We start from the raw sequence: 12,594 nt of genomic DNA, 5'->3' as shown, positions 1-12,594 counted from the left end.
GTTTTTGTGGTTATTAACATTTTACCAAACGGGGATGCACTTTTGGCGTCAATATGGGTTTTTTTAATGATTATTATATTGATTTATTGGGCTTTTCAGCCGGATTTTTTAGTCAGAAAGTTGAGTTCTTAATCTATTTTTCCCCGGGAGTGGTCTTTAAATTAAGCAACATCACCGATAATGATTATTTTATACATTTGCCTGATTATCCCAGGCCAATTCATCCAATTTTCCTTTTTGTTTTAAGCATTATATTTCACCTCGTTATAAAATCCTCAACAAAAAGCCATACTAGTTAAGAGTTAATGGAGCGGTCCATCTTAAAAATATTAGAGTATGCATGTTGAATCAGGGTAATATTTGGGGAAAGCTTAAGCATAGAATTAATGTCAGGAGTAAATGGAGGTTTCCTATGATAGCAGTAGTTTTGGCCGGAGGGAAGGGCCTCCGCTTGTGGCCGGAGAGCAGGCAAACACGACCCAAACAATTGTGTAAATTTGTTGATGGTAAAACCATGCTGGATCATACCATTGATCGACTGATGACAGCAGGTTCCAGCCGGGTAATCATTATTACCAATGATAGCCTTCTGCCTGGTATCAATGAATTGGTACAGCAGCGTGGTGATAAAGAAAAGATTGAAATCTTAAGTGAACCAGAAGGAAGAAACACTGCTCCCGCGGTTGGTCTGGTTTTAACCCGCTATTTTGGAGAAGGCGAAGACGAGATACTAGGCTTTTTCCCGGCCGATCATCATGTTTCGGATACTGAAGCATTTGTCGCCAGCGTCCAGCGAGCTTGTATGGCCGCCCAAAATGGTCACCTGGCCACCATAGGCATTTCCCCCAGCCGTCCGGAAACCGGTTATGGTTACATAGAGAAAACCAAGTGGGAAATAGGCGAAATCCCCGGCGTTTTTTCCGTTAATTCTTTTTGCGAAAAACCTGATCCGGAAACCGCCAATTCTTATCTAGCTTCAGGAAGTCACATGTGGAATGCCGGCATTTACATTAGCCAGGCTAAAACCCTCTGCGATGAATTTAAAACCCACCTCCCGGAAATATATGAAAAACTTATCCTGGGCTTCGATAAGTACATTGATTCCTATCCTCTGCTCCCCGAAATCAGCCTGGATTATGGAATAGCAGAAAAATCAGATTCTATGGCTGTGGTTCCGGCCAATTTTGGCTGGTGTGATCTGGGAAATTGGAATGCCCTGGCGGAAATTTATCTTCCGGATCTAAAAAGCAATATTTGCAACGGTAATGATGTTTTACTCATTGATAGCAATAACTGCATTATAAAACAGAATGAAAAAACTATAGTACTCTTCGGGGTAGATAATCTATTACTGGTGGAAAGCGAAGATCTGGTTCTGGTGGCTGACCGCAATAGGGCCCAGGATATACGCGAAATTGTTGAGTTCTTGCAGGAGAAGAAGCGTTTTGACCTTTTATAGGGAAAAAAGCGATTAGGCCAAGTTGACAAGGGGGCGAATTCCGTCCTCCGATTTCCGCCTTCTGTCTTCCGTCTCCCGACGACTGACGACCATTTTTAGGAGGGAATAGTAATAAAAAAGATTTTTAGGCAATACGATATCAGAGGAATAGTCCCAGATGAGTTGAGCGACTCGCTTATGTTGGATATTGCCCGAGCTTTTGCCACTCATGCCATCATAAAGGGACATAGTAAAATCCTTTTAGGCAGGGATAACCGCCTATCTTCTCCCCAGCTGCGGGAGTTGGCACTTGAAGCTATACTGGACTCCGGTTGTGATGTTATTGATCTGGGTATGGTAGTTACCCCGGTTTTTTATTTTGCCTCCCGGCATCTGGATATTAAAGCCGGCATAATGATAACGGCCAGTCATAACCCCGGCGAATATAACGGCTGCAAGCTTCTTTTAGGGGATCATACTATTTTTGGCGAAGAGATTCAGAATATTAGACAACGAATTGAAAGGCGAGACTTTTTTACCGGACCCCGGGGTAAGCTGGAAACAATAGACATAATCCCCGATTATATAGAAATGATTAAAAGTAAAATTAAAATGGGCCCCAACATAGCTCACCTGGTGGTCGACTGCGGAAATGGAACCGCTTCCACTCTTGCTCCCCAGGTTTTTCGCAGCCTGGGTTGTGAGGTTAGCGAACTCTATTGCGACTCCGATCCTAGTTTTCCCCATCACCACCCGGATCCGGTAAACCCCAAAAATATGGTGGACCTGGTGGCAGAAGTAAAGAAAACCGGAGCAGATTTAGGTATCGGTATAGATGGAGACGGAGACCGCTTGGGAGTAGTAGATGCCAGAGGAAATATGATCTGGGGAGACATGTTGATGATCCTGTTCTGGCGTGATATACTGCCCCGCTATCCCGGTTGTGAGTGCATTGTGGAAGTAAAATGTTCCCAAGCATTAATCGATGAAATTGAACGCCTGGGAGGTAAGCCTTTGATATATAAAACCGGGCATTCACTCATTAAATCCAAAATGAAAGAAATCAATGCGGTTTTTACGGGAGAAATGTCCGGGCATATGTTCTTTGCCGATAATTATTATGGATTTGATGATGCCCTCTACGCCGGCGCTCGTCTCTTGGAGTTGCTTTCGCACAGCGAGAAGAATATTAGTGAAATGCTCTCTGATGTACCCCGCTACTATTCTACTCCTGAAATAAGAATTCCGGTGGGTGATGAAGAAAAATTCTTTATAGTGGATAAAGTGCGAGAGCATTTTAAGCTTAAATACCCAATAATAGAAATTGACGGAGCCCGCATACTATTTCCCCAGGGTTGGGGCCTGGTCAGGGCTTCCAATACCGGTCCTGAATTAATTGTTCGTTGTGAGGGCCGAAGTCCTGAAGCCCTGGAGCAGATAAAAGCCGAGCTATTTGGCTGCCTGCAATCCCTGGGCATGGAAGAAGAGCCAGGTCCGGCCGAGTTTCCCTTTACTCCCGTTTACAATTATCCCAAGAGCGAATTTCAAGATCAGGTATAGTCAATTGTCTATTACGGGAAGATTTAAATAAGTATCTTTGTTAATAAAGGAGTGTAGAGCATGATCCTACTCAATCTGGGAACCTACCCCCCCAAACAATGTGGTATCGCCACTTTTTCCATGGATTTACGCAACAGCCTGTTAATCAATGGTAACGAAGTAAAGGTAATGGCCGTATCCGATAATAGTTATCAATACCATTATACGGACGAAGTGCTTTTCAACCTGAAGCAAAACCATAAACAGTCCTATATACGAGCAGCCAATTATTTAAACAAAGCACCGCTGGAGTTGATAATAATACAACATGAATACGGAATTTACGGAGGTAGTGAGGGCCAATATATAATGGAGTTGGTGCGACTCCTGCATAAACCCTTTGTCCTTATTACCCATACGGTTCTACCCCGGCCTTCCAAACGCCAGAAGCAGGTCTTAAATTACCTTTGTTCGCGGGCTTCAGCTATCGTTTGTATGACCAGACGCTCGGAGCATCTCCTCTCCGACCTCTATGAAGCTCCACCCGAGCTTATCCAGGTAATACCTCATGGGGTACCGGAATTCAAAGAACAAACGCAAGATAGCTTAAAAGAAAAATACGGCCTGCAAGGGCGGGATTTAATAAGCACCTTCGGACTTATAGGACCGGGGAAAGGCCTGGAGCTTGGCATTCAGGCTATGGCTCAAATCGTAAAAGAACATCCCCCAACAACTTATTTAATCCTGGGCCAGACTCATCCCATGTTAAAGAAGCAGGAAGGTGAAAAATACCGGCATATGCTGGAAGATATGGTAGTTAACCTGGGGTTGGAGCATAATGTGGTTTTTGTCAATAAATTTTTAAGTGATGAAGAGCTGGGCGAATACCTCTATATGAGTGATATTTACCTTAGCCCCTATCCCAATAAGGACCAGGCCGTGAGCGGAACCATGGCTTTCGCCATAGGCTGCGGCCGGGCAATAGTATCGACCTCTTATGCCTATGCTTGTGAATTCCTGAGCGGCGGAAGAGGTCTTTTAGCCGCCGAAGCAGACCCCGAAGAGTTGGCTGGGCTTATGAAAAAGATTCTCACTAATCCAGTTCTTAAACAAAGCCTGCAAGATAATGCCCTAAAACTCGGTAAGAGTTGGAGTTGGCCCAGTGTTGGGCAACAATACACCCAGCTGTTCGAACAATTATTAGGTGAGACTCCATTAACAAAGGAGCCCAGGATAAGTTATGCCCGACTTTAGACATATGCAAGAAATGAGCCGGGAAAACGGCATTCTGCAGTTTTCTCATCTGGATACAGCGGATCCTGCCAGCGGTTTTACCCTGGATGATAATGCCCGGGCCTTGATACTTGCCATGGAGATGCCGGGAGGCCGCGAATATGCTGCTTGCTATACTTCTTTTCTCTACCAATCTCAGCAAAAAGATGAAAGCTGGTCCAATTTTATGCTGGATGGTAAGTATTCTTCCCTTTTTAATTCCGATGACAGTGTGGGGCGGGCTCTGCTGGCCTGCAGCCTGGGGAGTTCCAGTCCCTGGCCGGAAATAAGTCAGAAATGCCAGGAAATGCTCCTAAAAAACCTGTCCCGGGCCTTTTCTTTTCAATCACCCCGGGCCATCGCCTATGCTTTAATTGGCTTGTGCAAGTGCCAATGGTCCGGATTGGGAACGAGGCAGCAGGATTCCATAAAAAAGCTGGGAGAGTTCTTAATCAATATATATCAAGTACAACATTCCCGAAAATGGCTATGGTTTGAAGATTACCTAACTTACTGCAATGGTATTCTTCCCCAGGCCATGTTCGCACTGTACCAGCTAAATGCCGATAAGAAAGCCCTGAAGATAGGCTATGACTCCCTTAATTTTTTAAATAGTATTCTCTTTCGCCAGGGTTATCTCAATATTATAGGTAATGATGGCTGGTATTTCCACAATCAAAAAATAGCCCTTTTTGACCAGCAACCAGTAGATGCTGCTTCCACTGCTTTTGCCTGTATAGAAGCCTATGAAAGCATAGGCGAAATTGAGTTTTTAGAGCTGGCCATCCTGGCACATAAATGGTACCGAGGTCATAATATTCATGGCTTATCTCTCTATAATGCAGAAACGGGCGGCTGTTATGACGCCCTTACTCCGGAAGGAGTTAATTTGAACCAGGGAGCGGAAGCGGTTTTATCTTTATTGTTAAGTGATAAACTTATGGAGAATTTTATCGGGAAGAAAGTTGATATTGACCAGTCTTCGTAGGGGAAATGGGGGTATATAAGGGAATATCAAAATTGTAATTCCAATATTCCTTCCAGCAGTTCTACTTTAAAACAGACCTCGAAGGTAGTACCCCGGTTGCTGCTGTCTACCCTGATGCTGGCATTGTGCCGCCGGGCAATGCTATAGCATATAGCCAGGCCCAGACCCGTACCACTGTCCTTCGTAGTAAAAAAGGGTGTGCCCAGCTTTTCCCAATAACTTTTATCAATTCCTTTACCTTGATCTTTTATAGATAATATAACTTCTTCTGCTTCCAGCCGGGTACTAATCTCCAAACTCTGCCCAGCTTGCATGGCTTCCAGTCCATTGCGAACCAGGTTAATAATAAGCTGGCGCATCTCTTTATCATCCAACAATAAATTAGGGATTTTCCCTAATTCCAATAGGATATACTTGTCGGATACCATGGCATCAGCCAGAAGCAAAGGGTATAACTGCCTTATAATAGCATTCAGATTCAGGTTATGCAGGTCTACCATTTTATTCTTGGCCAGGGACAAAAACTCAGAAATGATGGAATTGGCCCGGTCCAGTTCTTCCAGCATAGTATCAAAATATGCCTGGTATCTGGTTAATTCTGTATTTTGGGACATTAGCTGCAGGAAGCCCTTTACTGTTGTCATGGGATTTCTTACTTCGTGGCCGATCCCGGCAGCCATTTCCCCCACTGTCTGCAACTGGGCGAGCCTGAGCATCTCTTTCTCCATCCTGCGCTGTTCCGTGATATCTTCGGCCAGGATCTGTACCCCTTCAAGATTACCTTCTTTTATAATTAAGGAACCTTTTACCCGCAGCAGTATTATCCGGCCATCTTGGCACAAAGCCTGGTGTTCGCAGGTTTTTACCTCCCCCATCACTATGCTCTCCTGTACATGAGCTTTAACCAATTCCAGGTCTTCAGCAGGAACAAAATCAAAAATTGATTTGCCCAACATCTCTTCCCGGCTGTAACCCAGGCATTCTATCGTCTTGCGGTTGACAAAACGCAGGCGAAAATCGGGTCCGTAGATATAGAAAAGCTCGTTCAGGTTGTTAATCAACTCCTGCTGCTCCTCCAGCTGGCATTGCAATTTATCCCGGGCCTTTCTGAGTTCACTCACATCCCGGCTGAAAAACAACACTTCCAGCTTGCCGGCGGGGTTTCTTATAAGTTTTCCCTGGGATTCAATCCATATATAGGAACCATCCTTCCTTTGATGCCGGCATTCACAGCTTCCCTCACCATTTTCTATAATATCCTGGAATGTGTGCAGGGCTTTCTCATAATCTTCTGGATGAATCCAATCGAAGATATTTCGACCCAGCATTTCTTCCTCAGTAAAACCCAGTATTTTAGGATTGCTGGAATTTACATAAAGGTATTTTTTAGTTTGAGGGCAACTTATATCTATCATTAAAAAGGAGCTGTCCGTAATCATTCGGAATCTTTCCTCAGAATACCTTAACTCTTCTTCGGCCTGCTTTCTGTTGCTGATATCGCGGGATATACAGAGCCATTCGGCCTGGCCGTCCCGGTATAGCATTTTGCCATTGGTATCCAACCAGATATAATTCCCGTCTTTTTTACGAAAGCGAAACTCAGCGCTGTTATATCCGCTTTTTTTTCCTTCCCTCACTAACCTTTCTATGCTATCTCGATCTTCCGGATGGATCCGTTCAAAAAGGTTTACATGGCGATACTCTTTGCTGGAATAACCCAGTATTTTTTCCAGGGCGGGATTTATGTATTTAGCCCGGAAGCTGCTACAATCAATTACGGTTATTCCATCAGCAGCAGAATCCACTATATAGCGATATCTTTCTTCCGATGCTTTAAGTGCCTCCTCCGCCTTTTTCCTTTCGCTGATGTCACGGGTAACCAGCAGTAACTCTTCTTCTCCATGCTGATTCCAAATTATTCTACCTATCGCTTCCAGCCAGATATAGGATCCATCTTTTTTTGCTGAGCGGTATTGCGCCCGGCCATGGCCTGCTCTTAATCCTGCTTCCATCTTTTTACTAACCCGAACGCGGTCATCCGGGTGCATATGTTCAAAGCAGTTCTTCCCTATCAGTTCTTCTGGCGAATAACCCAGCATCCTCTGATGAGAAGGGCTTATATATCGATAGCAATGTGTCCTGGGGTCAATCAGGGTAATAAGGTCGAAGGCATTTTCCGCAATCAAACGATAGCGCTCCTCCGACTCTCTTAATCTTATTCCGGCCTGTTCCTGCTCGCTGATATCATCCACAAATATATAGTAATACCGGCCATCACTGCTGCGGTTAACCACATATTTTAGCACTAAAGCTTCACCATTTTTGCCGGCAATCTTTAGCTTGTTTTTCTTTTTTCCTGGTTTGGAACTCTCATATTCGGCAATGATTGCAGTTATAATTGCTTTTAGATCTTCGCGCTCATTTAACAGCCTTAGTTCCTGCCTACTATATCCCAAAGTATTACAGAGGGCCTGGTTTACCGCCTTAAAGAAAGCATTCTGGTTAACGGCTAAAAAGGCCTGGCTGGAATGCTTTAAAGCCCTCAGCATAAAGCACAAGCTGTCACCTGGGGTTTCCCGGGACTCATCATCCGTATAAAAAAAGATTTCACTATTTGTATTTTTCGAGCTCTTTTCTGGATTTTGCGTTTTACTCGCCATTATTTCCTCCACGGGCTATAACGAGGTGAAATATGTCCCCCGCAAAGCGGCCGGGTTTCTATTAACAAAACAGGCAGCGGGTTCTAATCCCCCACCTCGTTGCAACGCTGTGTTGAAACTGCTCCACAGTTTCTTCCGCTGCTTAAATCAAACTGAATTAGTACCTTACCATATTCTTCTTCTGTTTTCTTTTTCCTGCTTAATCTCTCTTTTTTTACATTACTCCCCTACCCGGCAATTAGCATTGTGTGACTCTACTGCAAAAAACCCTTTTTGTTGCATGGGGTTGCATAAATATGCAAAGCGAGCGTTGGCGAAGCATGGATGCTTCACCCTTCGGGTACTCCTGATGTTCCATCCTTCGGATGTTACTATTAAGGTTGCACCGGCGAAGACGAGCAGGCGAAAGGGGGCGAGCGACAGGATGTCGCGAGAGCGCCACCTCCCATGGACGGGAGATTGGCGCGGTACCCCTTGAGCCGCGAGACAAGCCGTTGGTGTTGCCCATGCGTAGCGCCCTGTCGGGCACAACTGATGCTCCCTGCGGTCGCTATTAAGGACGCTGGAGCGGAATATTTATGCAAGCTAATGCATAATTATTACTTTTTGCAGTGGAATCTTGTGTCAATTATGAAACAGGTGGAGGGAGAAATACTTAAATACCGAGCACATACAGAAAAGTAAATTAGGAGATGTTATATTAAGCAAGAAAAAAAGCTGGAATTCATCGAACCAGCTTTAAGCATGTTTGACTCCACTGCAAAAACTCTAAGTATGAACCTCGACTCGGAAGACCTCCGGGACCAGATCGGCCAGGGTAGCCCGGGCCATTCCTATGCTGGTATCAGCCGCCCCATAATAGACCAGTATTTCATCATTGTCTTCCAGTACTTCCTTATCAGCAGCGGCTACTGCGCCACAGCTGAAAACCACATTGGGCACCCAGGCTCCCGAGAACCCGATTTCATAATCTTCTTCCGGTTCCAAAACGGGATTGGGTGAACGGTAAATTACCTTGGCCGGATCATTTAGATCAACCAGAATTACCCCCAGGCGGTAAACATAATTATAGTCCACCCCGTGGTAAATCAGAAGCCAACCATATTTGGTCTTCAAAGGCTGCGCCCCGGCTCCGATTTTTAGCGAATCCCACATTCGTCCCGGGCGGGGACCGATGATAATAGCATGGTTTTCTTTTAGAGGAAAACTTATTTCTTTCATATAAGTAGCCCATATGCTGGGTTCGATGCGGTGATAAATAACATACTTGTCGTTGATTTTTTCCGGGAATAGTATAGCATCTTTATCCCAGATATTCTTGAAAGCCAGGCCATCCCTTTTCCAATTTTCATATTTGCCAGCCAGAAAATCCCTCACCTTTATAGAAGCGGCCGCTATTTGCGCAATATTTCCATCATAAGCCGTGTAGAGCATGATTATTCTATCTTCTATAATAATTAAGCGAGGATCTTCGCAGCCTCTCTTCTCCTCTGCGATGGACGGGGAAAAAATGGGGTGAGGCAATCGCTCCAAGACCTTATAACCATCCGAAATGGCCAGGCCGATATGCGAGATGCCGTCACTACCCACAGCCCGGTAAAACAAATAGACCTTATCCTTGATCCGCAAAGCTCCCGGATTCAACACATATTTTGACTCCCAATCATGTTCCTCGATCGGTTCCAGAATGGGATTGCCTTCATATCGTTTCAAGTATTTACTGGGCTCATTGGTGATTTCCTGTACCACCACCGCTACATCACGGGGTCGAGCGGGCAAGAGGGTATCCAGGAGGTTCTGGCCGCCCTTGTTCGCCTGGATGAGGCGAAAGATGATCGAGGTTATTTCTTTCGGGTCGTAACCCAGTTCCTGGTAAAGCAATTCCAGGAAATCGTGATTGAACCAGCGATTTTCTACGCTGGTAGTCATAGGGGTGGGAATCTTTATCCCGCCCTTGAAGCTATAACTGGCCCAACTCCAGGCTGTGCAGGTGAGGAAAGTTTCGTCCTCCAGAACTTGACTGAGCCCATAGCTATCAGCCATCAAGGTAAAGATGCGGGATTTTTCTTCATTTCCCTGTTCCGATAACTTTTTGGCCAGGTATCTCAGCTTTTCTACCAATTTGCGGTGATGTTGATTTTCAAAAATATTCAAGGCCGATAACTCATCGCCCTTTTGCAGCTTTAGTAAAGAGTAGCCCACCTTGAGACCCAGGTTTTTCCGTTCTCGTACAATTACTTGAAAAAGCTGGGAAAAATTCTCGGCTACTGCCAATCGCCGAATAATACTGGTAAAATACCTTAAACGAGGATATTTGCCTCCTTTTCCCTCTTCCAGATACTTGATGGTAACTCGACCGGTGACCCGGTTTAAATAGGACAAGCGTATCTGGGCCAACTCCCCCGGGTGCAGTTCTTCTTTCAAAATGATCGGCTTTATACCCACCCAGTGAAAACTTTCCGGTTTTAAATTATCCAACAGCCATAAGAGGGTTCGGTCAGAATACATACGGCCTTCCACCAGGTTGGCATAAGTAAGAGCATCCCGCGCTTCCATCTTCTTGAGCAAGTCGGCCGGTTTGTAGCAGGCCAAAGGAATCATTACATTAACCGGAGGGAAACGCACCAGCATTTCTCGTAAGAGGTCTTCTCCCACCGTAAACATAGAATGCTGCGGGAAAACCGCAAAAAGAGCCTCAACAAATTTTTCCAAGCCTTGCTCGTTGTACAGGTCACCGGGGAAAAGCTCCTCCAGGCTCTGTTCCAACTGCTCCATAAAATCCTTAATGGCGGCCACGATGGTTGGGGGAGGAGCATTTACATCCACCGCTAATCCCTGCTCCAGGAAAGCATTAAAGGAATTCTCGTAGCGTTTTCTTAATTCCCGGAATATACAATCCGTGTTAATCAAGCACTGGTCCTTTCCCAGGATTTTTTTAGGAACTACCAGGGGTTTACCCGGAACATATTCCATATATCCCAGCGGAATTATGGCTGGTTTGACCTGTTCCCGCCGGTGCAGCCATTGCCGGCTTAATTCCGGTTTTAGCAGCCAGAAGCGGTTAGACAGGCATTGACGTATATTGTCCATCTTACCTACTAATATGGCATCCTTTTCGCGAGTAGTGAGAAAGCCCAGCTGCTCGCTGAAGCTGTGCATTTCCAGGACATAGCTGGCCACTCTCCCGTTATACAATGTGGTCAGGGCCGCCAGAATCTCCTGGCGATCTGCTTGCTCATCGAAAGTATAGGCCAGGAGTAAGGAAAATAGGGCAGAAACCCATAGTTCATCCGAAAGGTGGAATTTTTCCGGGGGCAGTTGTAATTGCTTTTCGATCTCCTTTTCATGATCACAGCTATGCAAAAGGCTGCGGTATTTGTGGCAACCCTCCTGAAAACTCTGCCAGAGATCGGGAAATGAATAGCTCTCAAAATCAGGCTGCTTTACTTCACTACGAGCTAAAATATCAGCTACCTTGATTACCAGGCGATCCTGCAGCCAGATGGCACTATCCCGTCTAAGTGCTTCAAATATGGTACCCAGGTTATCATGAAAAATCCTATTTCTGGTTTCCAGACTGTGTGGTTTTATAACTCCTCCCATATTTACTTCGCAAATACCCTTGCCCCAGCAAAGAGCGCGGGTCAAGAGCCAAAAATCCACCCCATAGCCCCGGATATTTTCGCCCCAAAAACGGGCTTCATGCGCCAGTTCCTCACAGAAATCGTGGGATATGGCATAGGTTCCTCCCAGGGGATCGCCCACCCGGCTGCCATAAAAGGCTTCCAAAACCGGAGCTGCCAGCATATGAGCGATACTGTCTATACCCAGGTGACGGCGCAGGCTCCCCAGGACCAGGTCATAGTGCCCCTGTATGGGGGTCAAAAGGCTTTCCAACCAGGCTCCATCGATTCCCGGACCCCTCTCGGTAGCCATATTGGCACTGAAAACCAACAGGTCCGCATCCAGGCGCGCACTTATTTCTATGATGGCTCTGATGCTCATGCCCCGGCCGCTTATTTCCCGGGGTAAAAGAAATTCAATATGCGGGTGCTTCAATTCCAGTTTTTTTATGGAATCGATAACCGCCTGACCCGAGCTGTCGCCTACACAGACTATCAATTGCCTGCGGCCTATCCAGGACTGCAATACCTGGTCTACCGATTGCAGTATTAAAGGTAATGCCTCCACTTCATTGTGGAAAGGGATGCCTATAAGCAGGTCATAATTAGAATACTGCTCAAGTTCAGGCGCTATTTCCCTTAAAACTTCATCAAAGAGGCTTTCGGTATTTAAATTGCTCAATTCCTGGCCCCTCCTCATTATCATGTGGCAAAAAACTAAAATCCTTTTGTTACCCGTTTACTATAATAATATGTTCATTTTGGCATCTTAATATTTATTTGCCGCTGATTAATTGCCAGCCGGGTGTCAAGGGGACGGTCCGAAACCACTGAAAAAGTCCGATAAAAACATAAAAAGCATACCCGCCTATAGTATAATTAAGTTAGCACAACCAAACAACACTAGAGGGGGAATGCTTTTCATGTTAGTTGAAACCACCGTTAAGCAAGGCAGCTTCTACAACGTATTATACCAAATGATTCCGGATAATCACATACTCAAACGGATAGATTCCGCCATAGATCTCAGCTTTGTCAATGAACTATTGGCAGATAGATATTGCAAAAACTTTG

General features: G+C 45.3%; 6 protein-coding genes and 1 pseudogene. 5 read left to right on the top strand and 2 right to left on the bottom strand.

The window, feature by feature from the left end; translation table 11 throughout:
- Positions 1–412 precede the first annotated feature (412 nt).
- The 4 genes from AWB54_RS14505 to AWB54_RS14490 all read left to right on the top strand — a co-directional run bounded on the left by AWB54_RS14505 (position 413) and on the right by AWB54_RS14490 (position 5,237).
- On the top strand, positions 413–1,459 hold the full coding sequence (locus tag AWB54_RS14505; RefSeq protein WP_061215318.1) for a mannose-1-phosphate guanylyltransferase: 1,047 nt from the start codon (positions 413–415) through the stop codon (positions 1,457–1,459).
- Between the two features lie 120 nt (positions 1,460–1,579).
- A complete protein-coding gene (locus tag AWB54_RS14500) occupies positions 1,580–2,998 on the top strand; it encodes a phosphomannomutase/phosphoglucomutase (RefSeq protein WP_268873657.1) in 1,419 nt (472 codons plus the stop codon).
- 60 nt (positions 2,999–3,058) lie between these two features.
- A complete protein-coding gene (locus tag AWB54_RS14495; RefSeq protein WP_061215316.1) occupies positions 3,059–4,231 on the top strand; it encodes a glycosyltransferase family 4 protein in 1,173 nt (390 codons plus the stop codon).
- Positions 4,218–5,237 carry a hypothetical protein gene (locus AWB54_RS14490; RefSeq protein ID WP_061215315.1) on the top strand — a complete coding sequence of 340 codons (1,020 nt, stop codon included), beginning with the start codon at positions 4,218–4,220 and terminating at the stop codon, positions 5,235–5,237. The genes AWB54_RS14495 and AWB54_RS14490 overlap by 14 nt, the downstream gene beginning before the upstream one ends.
- Before the next feature lie 26 nt (positions 5,238–5,263).
- On the opposite strand, the gene AWB54_RS14485 is transcribed toward AWB54_RS14490, so the two are convergent.
- Both AWB54_RS14485 and AWB54_RS14475 read right to left on the bottom strand, forming a co-directional pair.
- Positions 5,264–7,897, bottom strand: coding sequence for a PAS domain-containing sensor histidine kinase (locus tag AWB54_RS14485; protein ID WP_061215314.1), 2,634 nt, complete (start codon positions 7,895–7,897; stop codon positions 5,264–5,266).
- A 768-nt stretch (positions 7,898–8,665) separates the two neighbouring features.
- Positions 8,666–12,202 carry a glycoside hydrolase family 130 protein gene (locus AWB54_RS14475; protein WP_061215312.1) on the bottom strand — a complete coding sequence of 1,179 codons (3,537 nt, stop codon included), beginning with the start codon at positions 12,200–12,202 and terminating at the stop codon, positions 8,666–8,668.
- Between the two features lie 241 nt (positions 12,203–12,443).
- On the opposite strand from AWB54_RS14475, the pseudogene AWB54_RS15805 reads away from it, so the two are divergent.
- Positions 12,444–12,594: pseudogene (locus tag AWB54_RS15805) on the top strand (IS5/IS1182 family transposase); the annotation flags it as partial.

The organism is Syntrophomonas wolfei subsp. methylbutyratica (assembly GCF_001570625.1).
GTDB lineage: Bacteria > Bacillota > Syntrophomonadia > Syntrophomonadales > Syntrophomonadaceae > Syntrophomonas > Syntrophomonas methylbutyratica.
Note: the sequence above shows the minus strand (reverse complement) of the source record. Positions and strands in the feature narration are given on the sequence as shown.

Coding starts and splice junctions, on each gene's coding strand:
- AWB54_RS14505 (WP_061215318.1), top strand. CDS start 413: ATGATAGCAGTAGTTTTGGCCGGAGGGAAGGGCCTCCGCTTGTGGCCG.
- AWB54_RS14495 (WP_061215316.1), top strand. CDS start 3,059: ATGATCCTACTCAATCTGGGAACCTACCCCCCCAAACAATGTGGTATC.
- AWB54_RS14490 (WP_061215315.1), top strand. CDS start 4,218: ATGCCCGACTTTAGACATATGCAAGAAATGAGCCGGGAAAACGGCATT.
- AWB54_RS14485 (WP_061215314.1), bottom strand. CDS start 7,897: ATGGCGAGTAAAACGCAAAATCCAGAAAAGAGCTCGAAAAATACAAAT.